The sequence below is a fragment of the Halobacillus hunanensis genome (assembly GCF_900166655.1).
Lineage (GTDB): Bacteria > Bacillota > Bacilli > Bacillales > Halobacillaceae > Halobacillus_A > Halobacillus_A hunanensis.
In genome coordinates, this window is record NZ_FVZB01000006.1 from 1,359,546 (window position 1) to 1,382,823 (window position 23,278).

At 39.3% G+C, this 23,278-nt stretch carries 23 protein-coding genes; 11 read left to right on the top strand and 12 right to left on the bottom strand.

Going from position 1 to position 23,278, the window contains the following annotated elements:
• Window positions 1-59 precede the first annotated feature (59 nt).
• Complete coding sequence (gene noc / locus B5354_RS12180; protein ID WP_079529033.1) at window positions 60-941, bottom strand: nucleoid occlusion protein; 882 nt, start codon at window positions 939-941, stop codon at window positions 60-62.
• Window positions 942-1,448: 507 nt separating this feature from the next.
• Window positions 1,449-2,021 (bottom strand): peptide-methionine (R)-S-oxide reductase MsrB, encoded by a 573-nt coding sequence (gene msrB, locus B5354_RS12185; RefSeq protein WP_079529034.1) that lies wholly within the window; start codon window positions 2,019-2,021, stop codon window positions 1,449-1,451.
• A 173-nt stretch (window positions 2,022-2,194) separates the two neighbouring features.
• Here msrB and B5354_RS12190 point away from each other — a divergent pair, with 173 nt between their 5' ends.
• Window positions 2,195-2,494, top strand: a complete 300-nt coding sequence (locus B5354_RS12190; protein WP_079529035.1) for a hypothetical protein — start codon at window positions 2,195-2,197, stop codon at window positions 2,492-2,494.
• A 187-nt stretch (window positions 2,495-2,681) separates the two neighbouring features.
• Here the strand turns inward: B5354_RS12190 and B5354_RS12195 are convergent, their stop codons facing one another.
• Window positions 2,682-3,743, bottom strand: a complete 1,062-nt coding sequence (locus B5354_RS12195) for a dipeptidase (protein ID WP_079529036.1) — start codon at window positions 3,741-3,743, stop codon at window positions 2,682-2,684.
• Between the two features lie 260 nt (window positions 3,744-4,003).
• Window positions 4,004-4,501 carry a hypothetical protein gene (locus tag B5354_RS12200; RefSeq protein ID WP_079529037.1) on the bottom strand — a complete coding sequence of 166 codons (498 nt, stop codon included), beginning with the start codon at window positions 4,499-4,501 and terminating at the stop codon, window positions 4,004-4,006.
• 468 nt (window positions 4,502-4,969) lie between these two features.
• Between B5354_RS12200 and B5354_RS12205 the strand changes: the two genes are divergently transcribed.
• A complete protein-coding gene (locus B5354_RS12205) occupies window positions 4,970-5,839 on the top strand; it encodes an SDR family oxidoreductase (protein ID WP_079529038.1) in 870 nt (289 codons plus the stop codon).
• Window positions 5,840-5,860: 21 nt separating this feature from the next.
• Here B5354_RS12205 and B5354_RS12210 read toward each other — a convergent pair whose 3' ends face one another.
• Window positions 5,861-6,364, bottom strand: coding sequence for a metallophosphoesterase family protein (locus B5354_RS12210; RefSeq protein ID WP_079529039.1), 504 nt, complete (start codon window positions 6,362-6,364; stop codon window positions 5,861-5,863).
• A gap of 97 nt (window positions 6,365-6,461) precedes the next feature.
• Here B5354_RS12210 and B5354_RS20765 point away from each other — a divergent pair, with 97 nt between their 5' ends.
• Complete coding sequence (locus B5354_RS20765; RefSeq protein WP_245804766.1) at window positions 6,462-6,710, top strand: alpha/beta fold hydrolase; 249 nt, start codon at window positions 6,462-6,464, stop codon at window positions 6,708-6,710.
• Window positions 6,711-6,743: 33 nt separating this feature from the next.
• Window positions 6,744-6,899: a hypothetical protein gene (locus B5354_RS20770; RefSeq protein WP_245804767.1), complete on the top strand. Its 156-nt coding sequence runs from the start codon at window positions 6,744-6,746 to the stop codon at window positions 6,897-6,899.
• 147 nt (window positions 6,900-7,046) lie between these two features.
• Here the strand turns inward: B5354_RS20770 and rsmG are convergent, their stop codons facing one another.
• The 7 genes from rsmG to rpmH all read right to left on the bottom strand — a co-directional run bounded on the left by rsmG (window position 7,047) and on the right by rpmH (window position 13,518).
• Window positions 7,047-7,766 carry a 16S rRNA (guanine(527)-N(7))-methyltransferase RsmG gene (rsmG, locus tag B5354_RS12220; RefSeq protein ID WP_079529040.1) on the bottom strand — a complete coding sequence of 240 codons (720 nt, stop codon included), beginning with the start codon at window positions 7,764-7,766 and terminating at the stop codon, window positions 7,047-7,049.
• Window positions 7,767-7,785: 19 nt separating this feature from the next.
• Window positions 7,786-9,675 carry a tRNA uridine-5-carboxymethylaminomethyl(34) synthesis enzyme MnmG gene (gene mnmG / locus B5354_RS12225; protein WP_079529041.1) on the bottom strand — a complete coding sequence of 630 codons (1,890 nt, stop codon included), beginning with the start codon at window positions 9,673-9,675 and terminating at the stop codon, window positions 7,786-7,788.
• A 67-nt stretch (window positions 9,676-9,742) separates the two neighbouring features.
• A complete protein-coding gene (gene mnmE / locus B5354_RS12230; protein ID WP_079529042.1) occupies window positions 9,743-11,119 on the bottom strand; it encodes a tRNA uridine-5-carboxymethylaminomethyl(34) synthesis GTPase MnmE in 1,377 nt (458 codons plus the stop codon).
• Window positions 11,120-11,354: 235 nt separating this feature from the next.
• Complete coding sequence (gene jag / locus B5354_RS12235) at window positions 11,355-11,972, bottom strand: RNA-binding cell elongation regulator Jag/EloR (protein WP_079529043.1); 618 nt, start codon at window positions 11,970-11,972, stop codon at window positions 11,355-11,357.
• The gene (spoIIIJ, locus tag B5354_RS12240) at window positions 11,969-12,733 is read right to left on the bottom strand and encodes a YidC family membrane integrase SpoIIIJ (protein WP_425432119.1); all 765 of its coding nucleotides are present in this window, start codon (window positions 12,731-12,733) and stop codon (window positions 11,969-11,971) included. The genes jag and spoIIIJ overlap by 4 nt, the downstream gene beginning before the upstream one ends.
• Before the next feature lie 133 nt (window positions 12,734-12,866).
• A complete protein-coding gene (rnpA, locus tag B5354_RS12245; protein WP_079529045.1) occupies window positions 12,867-13,220 on the bottom strand; it encodes a ribonuclease P protein component in 354 nt (117 codons plus the stop codon).
• A 163-nt stretch (window positions 13,221-13,383) separates the two neighbouring features.
• Window positions 13,384-13,518, bottom strand: a complete 135-nt coding sequence (rpmH, locus tag B5354_RS12250; RefSeq protein WP_079529046.1) for a 50S ribosomal protein L34 — start codon at window positions 13,516-13,518, stop codon at window positions 13,384-13,386.
• A gap of 666 nt (window positions 13,519-14,184) precedes the next feature.
• On the opposite strand from rpmH, the gene dnaA reads away from it, so the two are divergent.
• The 7 genes from dnaA (at window position 14,185) to gyrA (ending at window position 23,256) form a co-directional block, all read left to right on the top strand.
• On the top strand, window positions 14,185-15,540 hold the full coding sequence (gene dnaA / locus B5354_RS12255) for a chromosomal replication initiator protein DnaA (RefSeq protein WP_079529047.1): 1,356 nt from the start codon (window positions 14,185-14,187) through the stop codon (window positions 15,538-15,540).
• Between the two features lie 162 nt (window positions 15,541-15,702).
• Window positions 15,703-16,836, top strand: a complete 1,134-nt coding sequence (gene dnaN / locus B5354_RS12260) for a DNA polymerase III subunit beta (protein WP_079529048.1) — start codon at window positions 15,703-15,705, stop codon at window positions 16,834-16,836.
• Window positions 16,837-17,008: 172 nt separating this feature from the next.
• Complete coding sequence (gene yaaA, locus B5354_RS12265; protein WP_079529049.1) at window positions 17,009-17,230, top strand: S4 domain-containing protein YaaA; 222 nt, start codon at window positions 17,009-17,011, stop codon at window positions 17,228-17,230.
• Window positions 17,231-17,244: 14 nt separating this feature from the next.
• On the top strand, window positions 17,245-18,363 hold the full coding sequence (gene recF, locus B5354_RS12270; RefSeq protein WP_079529050.1) for a DNA replication/repair protein RecF: 1,119 nt from the start codon (window positions 17,245-17,247) through the stop codon (window positions 18,361-18,363).
• Between the two features lie 9 nt (window positions 18,364-18,372).
• On the top strand, window positions 18,373-18,657 hold the full coding sequence (gene remB / locus B5354_RS12275) for an extracellular matrix regulator RemB (RefSeq protein ID WP_079529051.1): 285 nt from the start codon (window positions 18,373-18,375) through the stop codon (window positions 18,655-18,657).
• 54 nt (window positions 18,658-18,711) lie between these two features.
• Window positions 18,712-20,634, top strand: coding sequence for a DNA topoisomerase (ATP-hydrolyzing) subunit B (gyrB, locus tag B5354_RS12280; protein ID WP_079529052.1), 1,923 nt, complete (start codon window positions 18,712-18,714; stop codon window positions 20,632-20,634).
• Window positions 20,635-20,721: 87 nt separating this feature from the next.
• Window positions 20,722-23,256 carry a DNA gyrase subunit A gene (gene gyrA, locus B5354_RS12285; protein WP_079529053.1) on the top strand — a complete coding sequence of 845 codons (2,535 nt, stop codon included), beginning with the start codon at window positions 20,722-20,724 and terminating at the stop codon, window positions 23,254-23,256.
• Window positions 23,257-23,278 lie beyond the last annotated feature (22 nt).

Below are 23,278 nucleotides of genomic sequence, written 5' to 3' on the forward strand. Positions count from 1 at the left end.
ATTTTTTCAAAAAACACCCATCTTCACAGCTGCAGGATAGATGGGTGGTAAAATGTAAGCTATGTTTTTTTCTTAGGAATTTTTATTGTGAATTGATAATATTCGTCATGGTCTTCCTCATTTGTTTCAACATCAATTCCAGTATCAGAGACCATATCAAGAGATTGTCGGATTGTATTCATTGCAATCCTCATATCTTTATTGACACCTTTAAGCTTCGGCTTTTTCTTCTTCGGCTTTGGATCCTGCAGCTTGGCAATTCGCTCTTCTGTCTGCTTGACGTTTAACTGCTTTTCGATTATTTCATCAAGAAGCTTTTCCTGGTTCTCCGGTTCTTTTAAAGCAATCAGAGCACGTGCATGACGTTCTGTTATCTCTTTATTCATAACAGCTCGCTGTACGGATTCCGGAAGTTTCAACAATCGCATTTTATTGGCAACTGTTGATTGACTCTTCCCTAGCCTTTGAGCAAGTGCTTCCTGAGTTAATTCATGAATCTCAATTAAACGTGCGTAAGCCGTAGCCTCCTCAATTACTGTTAACTCTTCACGTTGTAAGTTTTCGATTAGAGCAACAGAAGCGGTTTGAGCATCATCCATCTCCCGAAGAATGGCAGGGATAGTTTCCCATCCAAGAGATTGGACAGCACGCCACCTGCGTTCGCCGGCAATTAACTCATAATGATCTTCGTTCAAACGACGCACAACAATTGGCTGAATCATCCCGTGCGTATGTATCGTCTGGGCGAGTTCACTAATCTTTTCATTGTTAAAAATAGCCCTAGGCTGATAACGGTTCGGTTGAACACTTTCGACAGGAACTTGCATGACTTCATCAGGGTTGTACTCTACTTCTTCATTGTTATGGCTGTTGCTGCTGTTATCTGACTCCGACTCTGTCTTGTCACCCAGTCCGAACAGACGACCAAAAGGATGTAACACGATCAGACACCACCTTTTTTCGATCAAGCACACGATCAAATATGTTTCACGTGGAACATTCATTTTATCAAATAGAAAAAAGCGCCGCAGGCTGAATAGCTGCTGCGCGTACGTATGCCTTTTTGAATCTATGATTTATTTTATCATATTTTGGCTAGTAAAAGTATCTAGCAAATCGATTATTTCTAATATCGACTTTTATTACAAAATAACGACTCATTATACAAAATTCCACTATCATTGTATGATGAATAATCCGAAATTTCGACCCTAAGCTACATAACTATGAATCTAATCGCACTTTCCTAGCTTACAAAAACATAGATATAAAACAACTCACCTTTTTCTTAATAACTATCTTACCATTACTATCCTTGAAGTTCCTAGGTGTTTTATTGCTTTCGAAGAAATTAAATAGGAGTGTTCTTATTGACATAATGAAACTGCACCACAATTTTATTAGTAATTTCTAAATCGGGGTGCAGTTTCTTTAAATTGTAAAATTTATTATTGGAATAGATGTATGAACTCCTCATATCCTTTTTCTTTAAGTTTTTCCTTAGGAATAAAGTTCATAGCCGCAGAGTTCATACAGTAACGTAGTCCTGTTGGCTCCGGACCATCATTAAAAATATGGCCAATATGGGAGTCAGCTTCTTTACTTCTAACCTCTGTACTTGTACCAAAGATTCCACGATCTTTTTTTGTTACAATATTCTCTTCAACTAACGGTTTAGTAAAGCTAGGCCATCCGGTACCCGAATAAAATTTATCGGTGGAGCTGAAAAGTGGCTCACCTGATATAACATCTACGTAGATCCCTGGCTGCTTATTATCCCAATATTTATTTTCAAAAGCTTTTTCTGTTCCATTATTTTGGGTAACTTTATACTGGAGAGGTGTCAGCATTTCTTTTAACTCAGCTTGGGAATATGTCACCTTCTTACCACCCTCAGTTCTCACATCTACTATACGTTCAGTGTTGTTCACTTCACCGGAGATCTTATTATAAACGCCTGGACCCAGAAAGACAGTCAAACCAATCAAGGATACAATCGAAACTAGCCATACTTTTTTCACTTATTCTGCCTCCTTTTAAATCATGGTCACTATACCCTGTAGGGTTATCTATAATCCAACTTTAACATTTACGTAAGCAATAGCTAATTTATATGTTTGCTCCATTTTTTTATTATGAGAAACGTCTGTCATTCGTTATAATCATAAATAAATGAAGAAAAGGAGCTATCCTGATGAACCGAAAAGAAATGGAAGACCAGGTTATACAGAGTTACCAACAAGACGAACAAATGATGATCCATGTGTTTGCCCAATGGTGTATCAACCATGACTTAAGCCCTGTTGATCTCTATAAAGAGGCATACCCTGAGCAAGCTGGTAATGAATCTTTAAATCAAGCATTAGAATTAACTGTTCCTAAACAAGAAGCTGGTGAAATCCCGGATGAGACATTGCTTGGAGTATTATCTTTATTTGGAAACGAAGATTTAGCTTTTGTCGTAACTAAATATATGGAGAAGTTAAAAAAGTAAAGCGGCTACCCACTTAGTGCCGCTTACAAATTCAAATAGAAAGGAAAAGAACCTGTTAAGTCCATTATTAACAGGTTCTTCCCTATTCCTTCTCTTAAATGCCCCAAACAACACATTACCGCTTCAGGCCAGAGTAATAAATGTTCCACGTGAAACATTTACTCGAATAATTAGATCTTTGAAGCAGTTATTTCCAAGTCGCCTTCAAAACCCGAATCCAATTTTCGCTCGTTAGTTTACGTAGAGCATTATCACTATACCCACGGTCCTTTAACAGTTTAATCACCTTAGGCACACCTGTCACATCACCTAATGCGTCCGGAATCGTTGTACCATCAAAGTCAGACCCTAAGGAGACATGTTCGATACCAATACGACTCGCAATATAATCGATATGTTTCACGATCATTTCTAGAGAAGTATCTGTATCTAACTTCCCATCCGGACGAAGCATATTTACAGCATAAGTCACCCCTACTACTCCATTGGATCCCGCAATGGCATCCAGTTGCTTATCAGTTAAATTACGCGATATCGGACATATGGTATGTGCATTTGAGTGAGTCGCCACCAGTGGCGCATCAGAGAGTTCATTTACATCCCAAAATCCTTTCTCATTAAGATGTGATAAATCTATCATGATGCCAAGTTTATTACATTCCTGCACAAGTTTTTTCCCAGGCTCTGTAAGCCCAAAACCAATATCAGGTGTGGAGGGATAACGGTATGGTACTCCTTCAGCAAATATATTCGGACGACTCCATACAAGACCAAGTGAACGGAGACCAGCTTGATAATATACGTGTAATGCATTAAGATCTCTGTCAATGGATTCGGCCCCTTCAAAATGGAGTATGGCACCTAGTGTTTCTTTATGTACTAGATTTTCCAATTCTTCAGCGCTTTTGACAACTTTTAAAACTCCATTAGATTTGGTTTGCAAGTGATAAAGTTGAGCAACCATTGCATTTGTCATGTGATGACAATAATCATAATCGACAGCTGAGGGTAAAGGAAAGTCGTATCCATTTTCATTCATGTATTCTTCAAAGTCTGGAAGCATAGACCCTGAAGGATTTGGACAAAAAATGGCAAAAAAACCGGCACTCAACATACCTTTGCGTGCTCTGGGCAAATCAATATGCCCCACTGATGTTTCATTTAAAAATAGACGATCACTGCTGTGCTCTTCTAGATGAAGCTTTAACAACGTATCATTATGACCATCAATAGTTGGAAACGGTTTCATGATATTCCTACCTTTCTATTAGAACTAACTTTTGCGACTGAGATTACTTTCTTATCCCCAACTTCGACAGGATCCCTATACACTATTGAAATTTCTTTGTCGAAGACTGGTGCTACGGGAGACTGAAAGTTGTTTTCTTAATGATCTCCCACATCCTCTCTACCTTTAGATTTCGGTACTTTTTCATTTTTCCCTACTTTTTTTTCAAAAAAAGATCAGCTTTTATTTAAGCTGATCTATCCTGTCCTAGATTCTATTTATTAATTGGGTTTGATCGTTTTTTTAATTTCATGCTCGTCACCGTTAACTACCGTAAGGTTTCCATTATCTTCAGAGTCAGTTAATTCTTCTTTTGCTTCATTTACTTTACTATTCACATCTTTCAATTCTTCACTTGCTTCTTTTGCAGTAGAGACGATTTCTTCAGAATCTGCTTTAACTTCTTGAACCTTTTCTTTTAATTCCTTGCCTTCGTTATCAAGGATATCTTGAATCTTGTTAATAGCTTCTTTTGTAACCGAGGTAGTTCTTTGAATTCGATTGACAAGCTCTTCTTTAGTGCCAGACGGATCTGCTTTAACTTTAGAAACATATTGACTTAAAGTGTCTTTCGTTGCCCCTGATCTTTCTTTTAACTTTGTACGCTCAGACGGATTTTTAACTAAAACAAGAGCTCCTCCTATGATTGCCCCGGCTGTCATGGCCAAGGTTAATTTACCTGTGAGTGATTTTGTTTGTACCTGTGTTTGTTGTGTCATACCTTTTAAATCTTCTCCCTCCGGATTGATATTATATTTTTCTTACCTTTATTTTCAATGCGGTTACACTACCGCTATTAACTAGTGTGAATAATTCCAAATTTTAGTTGGCGGAATTTCCGTATTGATCTCTAGTTGGGTGTGGACTTTGCTTTTTTTCAAGAAGGCAGCTCGACCACCTTTTCCACAGAAGTTACCCTAAAATCTATGTTTGAAAACATGGAGCTATGTAATACTTAATAAGCCCTTTTTTTGCTCTTATTTTATTGCTCTTTAAATGACAGAAATAACTCCATTCCATCTTATCATTTGTTACCGGTATATTCATATCAATATATCCATTAAGCGGCTGTTCCTTAACAGGTCAGGGATAGAGTATCCAGGATGGTTTTATTGTTTGAAATGATTAGAATGTGGTATGCACATCAATATAACACATGATTTCTTGTGAGTGAGGAGGAAGGGTTCATGAAACGAATGGATAGACAAACAGAAGGGCAACCTGGACAGGAACAATCCAAACAGCCTGGTATGGAAGAAAAGCTACATCCCCTGCCACTTCAAGCAGACGATGATTATAAGAGTGGAGATAAACTTATTGGCAAAGTAGCCTTAATTACCGGCGGTGATAGTGGAATTGGGCGTTCTGTCGCCATTGGCTATGCCAAAGAAGGCGCTGATATTGCCATTTCTTATTTAGAAGAACATCAAGATGCAGAGGTCACAAAAGGAAAAGTTGAAGCTGAAGGACAACGTGCCATTTTAATTCCTGGGGATGTAGGCGAGGAATCAGTATGTAAAGAAGCTGTCACCCGTACGGTTGATGAATTAGGGCAGCTTGATATATTGGTCAATAATGCCGCCGAGCAACATCCTGCAGATGACCTTTTAGACATCTCGACTGAACAACTCGAAAGTACGTTTAAAACAAATATATACTCTATGTTTCATATGACAAAAGCAGCCCTGCCCCATCTAAAAAGTGGAAGCTCCATTATTAACACAGCATCAGTAAATCCTTATACAGGCAATCCACACTTGGTCGATTATACAGCAACGAAGGGAGCTGTAGTAGCTTTCACACGCTCAATGGCTAAACAACTCGTAGAGAAAGGCATCCGAGTAAACGGAGTAGCCCCTGGTCCAATCTGGACCCCCTTGATCCCAGCAACTTTTTCCGAGGAAAAAGTGGAGCAATTCGGCACAAACACACCAATGGGGCGGCCCGGGCAGCCTGTTGAACATGTCGGAAGTTATGTGTTGCTTGCTTCTGATGATTCAACTTATATCACTGGACAGTTTATTCATATAAATGGCGGAATGATTATGCAAAGTTAATAAAGAACATGGGCCCTGAGCTCATGTTTCTTTATTACTATAAAAGATATGGTCAGCACGAATACCTTGATGATCCACGGTTATAACCCCAAATGAGTAATAAGGGAGACGGCGCTTGTCCGTTACAGAGCCAGGATTAAACAACATCGTTTTCTTCACGAATCTAAGTAGTGGTAAATGCGAATGGCCAAATATAATGAGATCTAATTCTTCCCCTTCAAATTCTTCTATCACTCTTTTTTCTGTTGTCTTTTTATCGCCATGACCATGGACAATTCCTACTTTACAGCCCTCCCATTCGGTGACAACTCTTCGTGGCACCAATTCTTTCATCTCATTATCATCCACATTCCCATAAACCCCCATCACTTCCCCATAAGTAGATAACTGATTATATACATTGATTGAATGCCAGTCACCGGCATGAACTATAAGGTCTGCCGTATGAAGCTCCTGTATTAGACGGGCGGGAAGCTGTTTCGCTTTCTTAGGCATGTGTGTATCGGAAACAACGATAATTCTCACATTTTCCCTCCTTGATATAGACCATTTAAGTTTATTAATTAGGGTGGTGGGTATTTGATTTATATGATGGATAAGAAAGAATAATCTTAGTTACATTATGGCACATTTCATAGAGGTTGAGAAAAATGTCGAACTCTTCGTCGAAGACATTGGTGGAGGACAGCTAATAGTTTTTATTCACGGATGGCCTGTTAACCATGAAATGTTTTATTATCAAATGAATGAGCTTCCTATAAAAGGTTACAGATTTATCGAAATTGATCTAAGAGGATTTGGAAAATCAGACAAGCCAGCATTTGGGTATGATTATGATACTTTAGCTCATGATATTAAGGATGAATATTAACAGTTAGAAAGGTTTTACCTTGCATGTTTTTCAATGGGTGTACCTATTTCGATTCGTTACACGACAAAGTTTACAGATGATCAATTAGCCAGATTAATCCTCATTGGAGCAGCTGCCCCAAGCTTTATTCAGCGAGAGAATTACTTATATGGAATGAAGAAGGCAGAAGTGAACATCAAGAATTGCTAAAATCTGTTGAATTAAGTAGAAAGAGGTCTATTTGCAATGCAAATAGACCTCTTTCCTGATGAGTAGAATTCCATACGTTAGCTCATAAGTTATAAGCAAATTATTTCCTCGGAAATAATTACACGTACAAACTTTCCCATCTTATATCTAATTTTGAATAGGTGCTTTATTCGGCGTCCCTGCTTTTCTAGGATATTTCTTAGGTGTTTTCCTTCGCTTTTCAATTATAGCAATATTACGCTCACTACCCTCTTCGGGAAGTTCGAACGTATGAATCTTTTGCACTTCCCCGCCAACCGTCTGAATAGCAACTTGTGCTTCTTTCATCTCGTCTACTAAGTTTGGGCCTTTCATGGCCATAAAATGGCCCCCCTTAGTCGCAAGCGGCAAGCATAGCTCACTTAAGACAGACATTCGAGCTACAGCACGGGCCATTACGAAATCATAACCTTCCCGAAATTTAGCGTTTTTTCCGAAGTTCTCTGCGCGCTCATGATAAAAAGCGACATCGTTCAGCTCAAGTTCATGGGCTAAGTGGTTCAAAAAGGTGATCCGCTTCTTTAAAGAATCAACAATTGTCACCTGTAAATGAGGGAAGGCGATTTTTAATGGAAGACTTGGGAACCCAGCTCCTGCCCCAACATCGCATATTCGAAGCGGCTTACTGAAATCGTGATAAAAAGCTGCGGTTAACGAATCATAGAAATGCTTTAAATAAACACCTTCCTGATCCGTTATCGCTGTTAAGTTCATTTTGTCATTCCATTCGACTAAAATATGAAAATACATTTGAAATTGCTGCTGCTGTTTTTCACTTAGTTCGATGCCTTGTTGTTGTAATGCTGTAAGAAAGGTTTGTTTATCCATGGGTCCATCCTTTCACTTATCATTCACCAGAAACACGAGCAATCTTGCCTTGCTCAATATAGACAAGCAAGATTGAAACATCTGAAGGGTTCACCCCTGATACTCGTGAAGCCTGCCCGACAGACAGCGGACATACAGCTTTTAGTCGATCACGCGCTTCCGTAGCCAGTCCGTGAATATCATCATAATCAATGTCTTCTGGGATCGTTTTTGTTTCCATTTTACGCATGCGCTCGATTTGCTCTAAAGCTTTCTTAATATAACCGTAATACTTCACCTGTATTTCTACTTGCTCTGTGACATCAGCTGGAAGATGTGCATCACTAGGAGCAACTTTTGCAATCAGATCATAGTTCATTTCAGGTCGACGCAACAAATCGGTTGCACGTACAGCTTCCTTCAATGGTGATCCGCCGGACTCTTTAACAACCGCCTGTACATCCTCTTCAGCTTTTAGTATCGTTTTTTCAAGGCGATTTTTTTCTTCCTCAATTCGACGTTTCTTCTCAAGGAATCGTTCATAACGCTCATCAGAAATTGTACCGATTTGATGGCCAATTTCAGTTAAACGTAAGTCCGCATTATCGTGCCGCAGCATTAGACGGAATTCGGCACGAGACGTAAGCAAACGATAAGGTTCCCCTGTTCCTTTAGTAACAAGGTCATCGATCATCACGCCAATATACCCTTGAGAACGATCTAAAATCAATGTTTCTAAGTTCAGTGCTTTAGCAGCTGCATTTATTCCAGCCATCAATCCCTGACCTGCTGCTTCTTCATAGCCAGATGTACCGTTAATTTGGCCAGCTGTGAACAAGCCGCTAATTTGTTTCGTTTCAAGTGTTGGCCAAAGTTGTGTTGGCACAACTGAATCATATTCAATGGCGTAGCCTGCCCGCATAATTTCAGCATTTTCAAGGCCCGGAACGGTTTTCATCATTTCATTTTGCACATACTCCGGCAATGAAGTGGAAAGACCTTGAACGTATACTTCCTCCGTGTCACGGCCTTCAGGCTCAAGAAAAATCTGGTGTCGCGGTTTATCATTAAAGCGAACCACTTTATCTTCAATAGAAGGACAATAACGTGGACCTGTCCCTTTGATCATTCCAGAATACATAGCGGAGAGGCCAAGATTTTCATTAATAATTCTATGGGTTTCTTCGTTCGTATACGTTAACCAGCACGGTATTTGATCAGTAATGAATTCTGTCGTTTCATAAGAGAATGAACGTGGTTCTTCTTCCCCTGGCTGAATTTCTGTCTTTGAGTAGTCGATGGTATGACTATTCACCCGCATTGGGGTACCTGTCTTGAAACGAACCATTTCAATACCTAGCTCTTCCAAGTGTTCAGAAAGCGTTACGGAAGTACGCTGGTTATTCGGTCCACTTTCGTAAGCAAGATCGCCGATGATGACTTTCCCGCGCATAAACGTACCTGTAGTTACGATTACAGTCGGCGCATAATAAGCTGCCTTCGTTTCCGTAATAACACCTTTGATTTGGTTATCTTCCACCATCAGCTTCTCTACCATGCCCTGGCGCAAAGTTAAGTTTTCCTGGTTTTCTAGTATTTGTTTCATCTCTTTAATATAAAGGGGTTTATCTGCTTGAGCTCTTAAAGCACGAACAGCCGGACCTTTCCTTGTGTTCAGCAAACGCATTTGAATATGCGTTTTATCAATCACTTTACCCATAGCACCGCCCAAAGCGTCAATTTCACGTACGACTATCCCTTTAGCCGGTCCTCCAATCGAAGGGTTACATGGCATAAACGCTACCATATCAAGATTAAGTGTAAGCATAAGCGTTTTTGCTCCACGTTTTGCGGAGGCAATTGCCGCTTCAACTCCAGCATGACCGGCACCAATAACAATTACATCATAATGCCCTGCATCGTAAGTCATTTTGGTTGTCTCTCCTTTTAAATAAGTGTCCATAACTATATAAGTAGTTCTTGAACAATTTATTTCTTTATTTCCCTAAACAAAATTGCGAGAACAATTGATCAATTAAACTTTCGTGGACAGCGTCCCCGATGATTTCACCAAGGATTTCCCACGTTCGAGTTACATCAATTTGTACAACATCTATCGGTACTCCCATTTCCATACCGTCTTGTGCATCTTCCAAAGCTTTCTTTGCTTGTTTGAGGAGCTGGACGTGTCTTACATTGGAAACGTAAGTCATATCCCCGGCATCCAAATCACCTTCAAAGAACGTATTAGCAATAGCATTTTCGAGTTGATCGATGCCTTCTTCGCGAATCAAGGCTGTGGTAATTACAGGATGGTCTCCTGCTAACCTCTCAACCTCAAAAAGATCCAGTTTTGGTTCAAGATCCATCTTATTGACAATGACAATGATGTTCATATCATAGACGGCCTCAAATAGTTTCCTGTCTTCTTCTGTAAGTTCATCTCCATAGTTTAACACAAGAAGAATGAGATCTGCTTCTTTTAATACCTTTCTAGAGCGTTCAACGCCAATCCGTTCAACTATATCTTCCGTTTCGCGGATTCCTGCTGTATCAACAAGCCGTAGTGGAACACCTCGGACGTTGACATACTCTTCGATCACATCACGTGTTGTCCCGGGCACTTCTGTAACAATTGCCTTATTTTCATGCACGAGAGCATTCATAAGGGATGATTTACCCACATTGGGACGGCCGATAATGGCTGTTCCTAACCCCTCTCGTAAAATCTTCCCCTGCCTTGCGGTTTCAAGCAGCTGTGTAACTTCTGCGTGCACTTCTTTCGTCTTGTCACGCATCATCTCATTCGACATTTCCTCTACATCATCATACTCAGGGTAATCGATATTTACTTCGACATGTGCTAAAGTTTCAAGCAGCTTTTGCCTTAAGTCTTGGATAAGGTTTGATAAACGTCCATCCATCTGCTTCAGAGCTACATTCATAGCCCTGTCTGTTTTAGCACGAATTAAATCCATCACTGCTTCAGCCTGTGACAAATCAATTCGACCATTTAAAAAGGCTCGCTTCGTAAACTCCCCTGGCTCTGCTAAACGTGCTCCCTTTGCCAAAACGATCTCAAGCACTCGATTTACAGAGACAAGCCCACCATGACAATTGATTTCCACGATATCTTCTCGGGTAAATGTCTTCGGTGCCCGCATAGTTGAGACCATAACTTCTTCCGCAACTTCCCCTGTATCAGGGTCAATAATTTTACCATAATGCATCGTATGGGAATCTACGTTATTTAAATCTTTTCCTTCAAATAAGCTTGCTGCAATTGATACAGCTTCAGGACCACTTAAACGGACAATGGCGATAGCTCCCTCACCCATTGGGGTTGAAATTGCTGTAATCGTATCACCTTCCATGCGCGGTCACCTCCTTTTTCTTATATTCATTTTATAGTTATCCACATGTGTTGGAATTATTGAAGTCACTAACTTATTAGATTACCACATAACCCCCTGTTTTGAAAAGATATCAACAGCTATTCTCTTACAAAATACTATAAACTTATCCACATGTGCGCATCTGTTTTTTCTCGACTTAAAAGCAGACAAAAAAACTTCTGCCAATCTCTTTGACAGAAGTTTTTTTGAAACCTTATATGGGACGAATAATAATATGTCGTTTCGGATCTTTTCCAGCTGAATCAGTTTCTACTTTTTGATGATCCTGCAGTTTTGCATGAATAATCTTTCTTTCATACGAGGGCATCGGTTCGAGTTTTACAGCATCATTCGTTCTTATCGCTTTATCAGCTAATCGTTTTGCCAGGGTTTCCAATGTTTCTTGACGTCTGGCCCGATAGCCTTCTGCATCAAGCATAATGGTGTAAAATTGATCGGACTCACGATTGATCGCAAGTTGAGCTAGATACTGTAATGAATTCAATGTTTGTCCACGTTTTCCAATAAGCATAGCGATCTTATCACCAGAAAGTTTAATGGAGATATCTCGACCCTTTGCTTCAGTTTTTACTTGAACAGGTGAACCCATTTGTTCTGCTACTTGTATGATAAATGATTCAGCGTCCTGCACAGGATCTTTCATAATTGAAACTTTAACAATCGCTGGTTTTGTTCCAAAAACTCCAAAAAACCCCTTTTTACCTTCATCAATGACTTCAATGTTTACTTGGTCTCTTGATGTCTGTAATTGCTCTAATGCTGATTGGACCGCTTCTTCAACTGTATTTCCAGTAGCAGTCATCTCTCTCACTTAGCCGCGCCTCCTGTCGTATCCTTCATCATTGGTTTACGAATAAATAGTGTTTGTAAAATCATGACAATGTTCCCGACAATCCAGTATAGAGCCAGTGCGGATGGGAAGAAGAAAGCAAATGTACCGATCATTAACGGCATAATATATAGCATCATCTGCATTTGCGGGTTTTGTCCTGCCGCCCCGCCAGCCATCATAAGTTTTTGCTGTAAAAACGTCGTAGCAGCAGTCAAAATAGCTAAAAATGGATCAGATTGTCCTAATTCCATCCATAGGAAACTATGCGTCTGAATCGTTTCTGTACGCATAATCGCGTGATAAAAACCGATTAAAATAGGCATTTGTACGACAATCGGTAAACAGCCTGCTAATGGATTAACACCATTCTTTTGAAAAAGCTGCATCGTTTCTTGCTGTAATTTCTGTTGAGATTGAGCATCTTTAGAGCTGTACTTTGAACGCAGCTCTTGAAGTTGAGGCTGAATATCCTGCATAGCTTTGGAACTTTTTAATTGTTTAACGTTTAACGGTAATAACACAAGGCGAATAATAATGGTCACAATAATTATTGATAACCCGTAGCTTCCTCCAGTAGAGTCAGCAAAAAACTGCAGGGTCTGGGATAATGGGAATACGATATATTCATTCCAGAATCCTTCACTTTCAGGAGTTATTTCCTGGTTTACTTGAGTACACCCAGATAAGAGCAAAAGCACACCTGTCATGGCAAGTAATGCTATCATTTTGTTACGCAACATCGTTCCTCCTAACTCTATCACTTTCACTTTTTCTCTACCCCATAGTGTAGCACTATTTCATATGATAATTCTATATATTAATGGTCAAAAATTGCTGGATGAACGATTCAAGCTGCTTCTCGATCCTAATCGGTTAACGTCGGCTCTTCTTCTTCATTACTTTAGACCGAGTCAACACATGGGTTAAGCTGCTTTTCATTTCATGGTAGCTCATTTTATATGTGGGTTTTCTAGCAATAATGACGAAATCAAACTGTGAAGATAATTCCGGCTCAAGCTCATGAAAAGCTTGTCTTAAGTATCGTTTGATTTGGTTTCTAACTACAGCAGATCCAATCTTTTTACTTACGGATAACCCAATTCGGAAATGTGGTTGGTGTTGTTTTTTTAAATAATAAAGAACCAGTTGTCGATTAGCGAATGACTGACCATGTTGGAACACTTGTTGAAATTCATCATTTTTTTTAATTCGGTACGTTTTCTTCATGAAACAATGACCCCCGTGATTAGGTAAATCCCGAATTCATCTGGCATTTAGAGAAATTCCATTATGGAACAACGTGATTGAACCCTGATGACCGATCTCTTATCCCAGACTCATTCGGCCTATCACTAAACTAGAAAAAAAGACCACTGATTTGTTCAGTGGCCTATGCTGATAATACTTTTCTTCCTTTACGGCGGCGGCGAGCAAGAACGTTACGACCATTCTTAGTGCTCATACGATTACGGAAGCCGTGTACTTTCTTACGCTTACGATTATTTGGTTGAAATGTGCGTTTCATTATATATACACCTCCTGAGGGAATTTTCCACTACATACATTTTAAAGGCAGTCCCGATAATTATAATCAATCACTAGATATGTGTCAACAACCATTTCGTTAAGTTCTCCAAGATTTACGTCCTCTCTATCCACCGTTATATAACAGAAACTGTTGCATAACAATAGTCGAGTTTTGTACGTTAAAAAAGAACATTCACAGGTCCTGTGTATAATTTTTCGACTTTATTTTTCTATCCACAGCAAATATCGACAAGTTTATCACAAAATATAGTGCTGTGGACAGAATTCATCTACAAGTTGTTGAGATTGTGGATAAGCTCACAAAACCCATTGCAACAATACAGTTTATCTGATATTATATTTGTGTTTAACCGTGAAATATTGATCTCGGCAAAATTACTTATGCACAGATTGTGGATAAACTGTGGACAGTTATTAACACCATTGTTTACTGACTTTTACACAAGTGTGTGGATAATGAAAATAACAATCTCAAAAACTATGATTCCAACAAATTATTATCCACACTCACCGTAGATGATTAGACAAAACAACTCTATACAGCTATGAGACAATTGCCTTTCTATCCTTTAATCTACGTTCGAAAAAGAGAACGAAAGGCTTTTTTTGTTCCCTAACTTACTACAAAGAAAGGGGTGAAATTTTGGAAAACATCCACGAACTTTGGGACAATACCCTGGAAAAAATGAAAGAGAAAATTAGTAAACCAAGCTTTGAAACGTGGCTAAAAGCCACCAAGGCTGATTCTTTAAAAGAAAATACATTAATCATCGTAGCTCCTAATGAGTTCGCTCGTGATTGGCTTGAAAATCAGTATGAGGGATTGATTACCGAAACACTTCATGAGGTGACTGGTGCTGAATTAATTACTAAATTTATCATTCCAGAAACGAAAGACAACTCATTAGAAGATGTAAAACTTTCATCTAAAAAGGTTTCAAACGAAAAAAATAATGAAACAGAAGAGTTTACACAAAGCATGCTTAATTCAAAAAATACCTTTGATACCTTTGTAATCGGATCCGGTAATCGGTTTGCCCATGCCGCTTCTCTTGCTGTAGCAGAGGCACCAGCAAAAGCTTATAATCCGTTGTTTATATATGGAGGTGTAGGGTTAGGAAAAACCCACCTCATGCATGCAATTGGCCATTATGTACTCGACCACAATCCAAATGCTAAGGTGGTTTATTTATCCTCTGAAAAATTTACGAATGAGTTCATAAACTCAATCCGGGATAATAAGGCAGTTAATTTTCGTAATAAATATCGTAGTGTAGATGTGCTTTTAATAGATGATATTCAATTTCTAGCAGGAAAAGAATCAACACAAGAAGAATTTTTTCATACTTTTAATACACTTCACGAAGAAAGTAAACAAATCGTTATCTCCAGTGACCGTCCGCCAAAAGAAATTCCAACTCTTGAGGATCGGCTCCGTTCACGCTTTGAGTGGGGATTAATAACAGACATTACACCCCCTGACTTAGAAACTAGAATTGCTATTTTACGTAAAAAGGCTAAAGCTGAAGGACTCGATATACCAAATGAAGTCATGCTTTATATTGCTAATCAAATTGATACAAACATTCGCGAACTCGAAGGTGCACTTATCCGTATTGTTGCTTATTCTTCTCTAATCAATCGCGATATCAATGCATCATTAGCAGCTGAAGCGTTAAAAGATATTATTCCTAGCTCAAAACCTCGGGTTATTACTATAGAAGCCATACAGGAAATGGTTGGGGAAAAATACAATGTGAGATTAGAGGACTTTCCAGCCAAAAAACGAACGAAATCTATTGCATTCCCTAGACAAATTGCCATGTATCTATCAAGAGAATTAACCGACTTCTCTTTGCCTAAAATTGGAGAAGAATTTGGAGGACGTGACCATACAACCGTCATTCATGCCCATGAGAAAATCTCAAAGATGATCGCAACAGATCAACAATTGCAAAAGGAACTGGATGAAATTAAGGAGCAGCTAAAAGCTCACTAACTGAATAATGTGTATAACATAGTCACATTCATCAACAGTCTATCCACATGTGGATAGACTTTGTGCGCTTGATACTTTTGAAGTTATCCACAAATTCACAGTACCTAGTACTTCTATTACTATCTTTTAAATAATAATTAATATATAAAAGGAGTGACTTCCATGAAATTTTCAATTCAAAGGGAACAATTAATGGAGAGCGTTCAACATGTCATGAAAGCTATTTCATCCAGAACAACGATCCCGATTTTAACGGGAATGAAATTAGAAGTAAGCCAGCAAGGTGTAAAGTTAACAGGAAGTGATTCAGACATTTCTATTGAATCATTTATTCCTGCTGAAGAAGATGGAATTGTTTATGTTGAAAATATTGAACCAGGAAGCGTTGTCCTACAAGCGAAGTATTTTCCTGAAATTGTACGGAAGCTTCCTCAAAAAACCGTAGATATCGAAAGCGATAATCGGAGAAATATTACCATTCGCTCTGGCAAGGCGGAATTTCATTTAAATGGTCAAGACGCAGAGGAGTACCCTCAGCTTCCTCAATTACATACTGAGGATAGTTTTGAACTTCCAATTGATCTTCTTAAAAATTTAATTCGTCAAACTGTATTTGCTGTCTCCACGTCAGAAACTCGTCCTATACTTACAGGGGTCCATGTGAAACTTGAAGAGGAAGAACTTCACTTTACTGCAACAGACAGCCATCGCCTTGCATCAAGGAAAATCCCTTTAGAAACCAAAACCGATTTGCCACCTGTGGTAATTCCGGGAAAAAGTTTAACGGAGCTTAATAAAATTCTCGGTGATTCGGAAGATACGATTGAACTAAGTGTGACGGAGAACCAGGTTTTATTTAGAACGAAGCATTTATATTTCCTATCACGGCTTTTAGACGGAAATTATCCAGAAACTTCCCGATTAATTCCTGAAGAAAGTAAAACGACTGTCAAAATAGATACAAAGGAATTATTACAATCGGTTGACCGTGCTTCTTTGCTTGCAAAAGAAAATCGAAACAATGTAGTTCGTCTGATTACCAAAGAAGACAATCAGATTGAAATTTACGGAAACTCACCTGAAGTAGGAAATGTGGTAGAAGAAGTAGTAGCAGATTCTATTGAAGGAGAAGATCTGAAGATTTCCTTTAGTGCAAAATATATGATGGATGCTTTAAAAGCTGTCGATTATGATCAAGTAAATGTGGAATTCACTGGAGCTATGCGGCCATTCCTCATTCGCCCCGTAGATGATGAGCAAATACTACAACTGATTCTACCTGTACGTACTTATTAATAGCGCCATGAAAAAACTGTTATGGATAAAATCCGTAACGGTTTTTTCATTTTTATGACGAATTTGCATACAAAATAGCTAAATTATGTTATATTCTACTGTTTGCTTTTCTTAATGGCTTATTTTTAGTAAAATAGAAAGATAAGACAAACCACATAAATAGGGTGAATATATGAGAGAACGTATTGAAATATCTACAAATTATATTCAGCTGGGTCAATTTTTAAAGCTGAGTAACGTCGTTGAATCAGGTGGGATGGTTAAGGTGTTTCTATCTGAATTCGAAGTGTTTGTAAATGAAGAGCCGGAACAGCGGCGTGGAAGAAAATTATACCTGGGAGACGTCGTTGATATACCTGAATTCGGTGTCTATGAAGTCGTTCGTGAAGAATAGCAGGAGATAAAACCATGTATATTCATGAATTGTCTCTAAGATCTTTTCGAAATTATGAACAACTTTCATTGACATTCGACCATACAATAAATGTCATAATTGGTGAAAACGCCCAGGGTAAAACCAATTTAATGGAAGCTATTTATACATTAGCTTTTACTCGTTCTCATCGCACCCCCCGGGATAAAGAATTAATACATTGGGATGCAGAGTATGCTAAAATAAAAGGTAGTATTTATAAACGAAACCGCCGTTTCCCACTGGAAATCATTTTTTCAAAGAAAGGGAAAAAAGCGAAGTTAAACCATATCGAGCAAAAGAGGCTTAGCGATTATATTGGTGCTTTAAATGTTGTTATGTTTGCACCTGAGGACTTACACCTGGTAAAGGGTAGCCCTCAGGTGCGTCGTAGGTTTATCGACATGGAAATTGGTCAGATTCAACCTAGATATATTTATCACTTAGGACAGTATCAAAAGGTTTTGCGTCAACGAAATCATTTATTAAAAGAACTGCAGCGAAAACCATCAGCTGATCGCACAATGTTAGGAGTATTGACAGATCAGCTGATTGAGCATGCCGTGACGTTAGTAGATCGACGTTTTAAATTCCTTCAATTGCTGCGCTCGTGGGCAGCCCCTATTCATGAGGGAATCAGCCGGAAACTGGAAAACCTTGAAATCACTTATGATTCTAGTGTAAAAGTATCAGAAGATATGGATTTGGCAACAATAAAGATAAACTACGAAGAAAAATTTAGAGAAATAGAATCTAAAGAAATAGAGAGAGGCACTACTTTAGTCGGGCCCCACCGTGATGATCTTATCTTTTATGTGAACGGGAAAGATGTTCAAACATACGGTTCACAGGGGCAGCAGCGGACAACAGCCTTGTCTTTGAAACTTGCAGAAATTGAGCTGATTCATAGTGAGGTTGGCGAATACCCAATCCTGCTCTTAGATGACGTCCTAAGTGAACTTGATGATTTTAGACAATCACATTTACTTCATACAATCCAGGGCAAAGTTCAAACATTTGTCTCAACGACAAGTATTGAAGGAATTGAACACGATGCCCTTAAAGAAGCGGAAATTTTTCGTGTAATAAACGGAACGGTAGAGAATCAGAAATGAGGTGACAAGTTGTTTATTCACATTGGTGATGATCATGTTATTCAATCTAAAGATGTTGTGACCATCATTGATTACAGTCTCATGTCTTCTTCCTCTATCATTGAGGAAATGATTTTTAATCAGCGAAAGAATAAACAAGTGGTTGAAACAGAAGAGGATCATGCTAAATCAATTGTGATTACGAAGGATTATATTTATTTTAGTCCTTTATCGGTTTACACGTTAAAAAAACGTGCGAATATGATGACCACTCTAAATAAATTGGAAGATTACTCAGAAGAACAGGGAATCTAGTTTGTTTCAATAAATAGCATATGCTAAACCACTTGAGAAATGTAGGTGAGTACCATGAAGGAAGAAATACTAGAAGAACAACAGTCCTATGATGAAAACCAAATACAGGTACTAGAGGGATTAGAGGCGGTTCGAAAGCGTCCTGGTATGTATATCGGTTCTACAAATGAAAAGGGACTTCATCATTTAGTATGGGAAATCGTCGATAACAGTATCGATGAGGCAATGGCAGGCTACTGTGATCATATCCAGGTAGTGATTGAAGAGGATAACAGCATTACTGTTATTGATAATGGACGAGGAGTCCCAGTAGGAATGCATGAAAAAGCAGGGCGCCCAGCTGTAGAAGTCATAATGACTGTCTTACATGCCGGCGGGAAATTTGGCGGCGGTGGCTACAAAGTCTCTGGTGGTTTGCATGGTGTTGGTGCTTCTGTTGTAAACGCACTGTCTTCAAAATTGGAAATTTACGTGCATCGTGATGGAAAAATCCATTATCAAGAGTACCACCGTGGTGTTCCGCAGGAAGACTTGAAAGTAATTGGAGATACCGACATTACAGGAACACGAATCCGATTCAAGCCAGACCCTGAAATTTTCTCCGAAACTCAAGAGTATCAATATGATGTACTGGCAAGTCGTATTCGTGAACTCGCTTTCTTGAATAAAGGATTGACGATTACGATTGAAGATAAACGTACCGACGAGGAACCACAGCACTATTATTACGAAGGAGGCATTGTCTCCTATGTAGAGCACTTAAACCGTACTCGTGAGGCATTGCATGAGCCATTTTTTATTGAGGACGAACAGGATGAAATTTCAATAGAAATTGCTATTCAGTATAATGACGGGTTTGCCAGTAATATTTATTCTTATGCCAACAATATTCATACCTATGAAGGCGGTACCCACGAATCAGGTTTTAAAACAGGTCTGACACGTGTGATTAATGATTACGCCAGAAAAAATAATATGTTTAAAGAAACAGACCCTAACCTCACTGGTGATGACGTGCGTGAAGGATTAACGGCGATTATTTCGATTAAGCATCCGGATCCTCAATTTGAAGGACAAACAAAAACAAAGCTTGGAAATAGTGAAGCACGAACCATTACCGATTCTCTTTTCTCTGAAGGTTTATCCAAGTTCTTATTTGAAAACCCTGACATGGCGAAACTTGTAGTGGAAAAGGGATTAATGGCTTCCAGAGCACGCATGGCTGCCAAGAAAGCCAGAGAGTTAACACGCCGAAAGAATGCACTTGAGGTTTCTAATCTTCCAGGAAAGCTTGCAGATTGTTCATCAAAAGATGCCAACATTTCTGAACTCTATATCGTAGAGGGTGACTCTGCCGGCGGATCAGCTAAGCAAGGCCGGGATCGACATTTCCAGGCCATTCTGCCACTGCGAGGAAAGATTATTAATGTAGAGAAAGCCCGCTTAGATAAAATCCTTTCCAACAACGAAATCCGTACCATTATTACAGCACTCGGCACAGGTATTGGTGAAGAATTTGACATCTCAAAAGCCCGGTATCACAAAGTTGTAATCATGACCGATGCGGATGTAGATGGAGCCCATATTAGAACCTTACTATTAACATTCTTCTACCGTTACATGCGCCCGCTCATTGAAAAGGGCTATATCTATATTGCTCAACCGCCATTGTATAAAATTCAACAGGCAAAAGCGATTTATTACACGTATAGTGATAGACAGCTTGATGAAATCATGGCGAAACTTCCAAGTTCTCCAAAACCGGGTGTACAGCGTTATAAAGGTCTCGGTGAAATGAACCCGGAACAATTGTGGGAAACAACAATGGATCCGGAAACAAGAACCATGCTCCAAGTCGGCCTTGAGGATGCCATCGGTGCTGATGAAACATTTGATATCCTTATGGGAGATAAAGTTGAGCCGCGGCGCAATTTTATACAAGAGAATGCTCAATATGTGAAAAATTTAGATATTTAAGAGTGAAAAGATCTCCTGTTTAAGGGAATACGCTAGAACGGCTTTACGTCGTTTCTTTTCCTCACAGGTTACTAGGAGGTAAATAGAATGGTTGATCAACCCGAACGCCCGAGTGTTCAGGAAGTAAATATTAATCAGGAAATGAGAACATCGTTTCTTGATTATGCAATGAGTGTCATTGTTGCACGTGCCCTTCCTGACGCACGTGATGGCTTAAAGCCGGTCCACCGTCGTATTTTATATGCGATGCATGATTTAGGTATGCATTCTGATAAGGCTTATAAGAAGTCAGCACGTATTGTTGGTGAGGTTATCGGTAAGTATCACCCGCATGGTGATTCCGCCGTTTACGATACAATGGTACGTATGGCACAAGATTTTGCGTACCGTAACATGCTTGTTGATGGACACGGTAACTTTGGTTCAGTAGATGGAGATTCAGCAGCAGCCATGCGTTATACGGAAGCAAGAATGTCTAAGATTTCCATGGAGCTCCTTCGTGATATTAATAAGGATACAATAGATTATACCGACAACTATGATGGTTCAGAGAAGGAGCCTGTTGTACTACCGGCACGTTTTCCTAATTTACTTGTAAATGGAGGAGCGGGAATTGCCGTTGGAATGGCAACGAATATTCCACCTCATCAATTGGGTGAGGTTATAGATGGTGTGCTTGCTCTTAGTAAAGATCCAGAGATTACGGTACAAGAATTGATGGAAAACTATATTTATGGACCTGATTTCCCGACCCATGGCCAAATCCTTGGACTAAGCGGGATTAGAAAAGCCTATGAAACTGGGAAAGGTTCTATTACCATTCGAGCTAAAGTAGATATAGAGGAACAAGCTAATGGTAAGGCACGTTTGCTTGTCACTGAGCTCCCTTACCAGGTGAACAAAGCTCGGCTTGTTGAAAAAATTGCTGAACTGGCTCGCGATAAAAAAATTGACGGCATCACCGACCTTCGTGATGAATCTGACCGTAACGGCATGCGCGTCGTAGTAGAATTACGTCGTGATGCAAATCCGAATGTATTGCTAAATAATTTATATAAAATGACGGCCTTACAAACGACCTTTGGTATTAATATGCTAGCCTTAGTTGATGGACAGCCTAAGGTTTTAACATTAAAGCAATGTTTAGAACATTATTTAGAACACCAAAAAGTAGTTATAAAGCGAAGAACTGCTTACGAGCTCCGAAAGGCAGAAGCTCGTGCTCATATTTTAGAAGGCCTTCGAGTGGCTCTGGATCATTTAGATGAAGTCATCAAACTTATCAGAGAGTCCCAAACGACTGAAATTGCCCGGACTGGTCTCATGGAGCGGTTTGGATTATCTGAAAAACAAGCTCAAGCCATTTTAGATATGCGTTTACAACGATTAACTGGTCTTGAGCGAGAGAAGATTGAAGAAGAATATCAGGATCTTATTAAGCTTATCGCTGAACTTCGTGCTATTTTGGCTGATGAGGAAAAAGTACTTGAGATCATCCGTGAGGAACTAGTCGAGTTGAAAGAGCGTTTTAATGACGAAAGACGTACAGAGATTATTTTAGGCGGAACAAACTTTATTGAAGATGAAGACTTAATTCCTGAAGAAACGGTGATTGTTACGTTAACTCATCAAGGGTATGTGAAGCGCCTTCCTGCCAGCACTTATCGCTCCCAGCGCCGTGGAGGACGGGGAGTCCAAGGGATGGGTACCCATGAAGAAGACTTCGTAGAGCATTTATTGTCTACCTCAACACATAATACGTTGCTCTTCTTTTCTAACAAAGGCAAGGTTTATAAGGCAAAAGGATATGAGGTACCTGAATTCAGCCGAACCGCTAAAGGAATTCCCATCATTAATATGCTTGAAATAGAGCGTGATGAATGGATCAATGCAGTTATTGCGGTCGAGGATTTTGTCGATGACTGGTATTTCATTTTCACAACAAGAAATGGCATAACCAAACGGACAAGCATTTCTCAATTTGCAAATATCCGTAAAGGCGGTCTGATTGCGCTAGGTCTCCGTGAAGATGATGAGCTTATTTCTGTTAGACTTACTGATGGAAACCAGCACATTATGATCGGAACGCAAAATGGCTATGTTATTCGCTTCAATGAAGACCAAATTCGTTCCATGGGTCGTACAGCGGCTGGTGTGAAAGGAATATCCCTTCGTGAAGATGATAAAGTTGTGTCAATGGAGATCATTGATAATAACTTGCAGGTATTAACGGTAACGAGCAAAGGATTTGGTAAGCGAACCCCAGCTGAAGATTACCGAATTACAAACCGCGGTGGTAAAGGTATCATAACGTGTAACTTAACAGAGAAAAATGGTCATGTGGTAGCGACAAAGGCCGTTTCCGGTGATGAAGAAGATGTTATGATCATTACAGCAAGCGGTGTATTAATTCGTATGCCTGTTGAAAGTATTAGTGAAACGGGTCGAAACACTCAAGGCGTAAGATTAATCCGCCTTCAGGATCATGAGGAAGTGGCAACTGTTGCTCGTGTTGAGTCTGAAAAAGCCGAAGAAGAATTAATAGAAGAGGCTTTGGAAGAAGAGGAAAGTAAACAAGAGCAGGAATCAGAAGATACAGAGGAAGAATCATCTGAAGAATAGTTTGTTGAGGAAAACCTAAAAG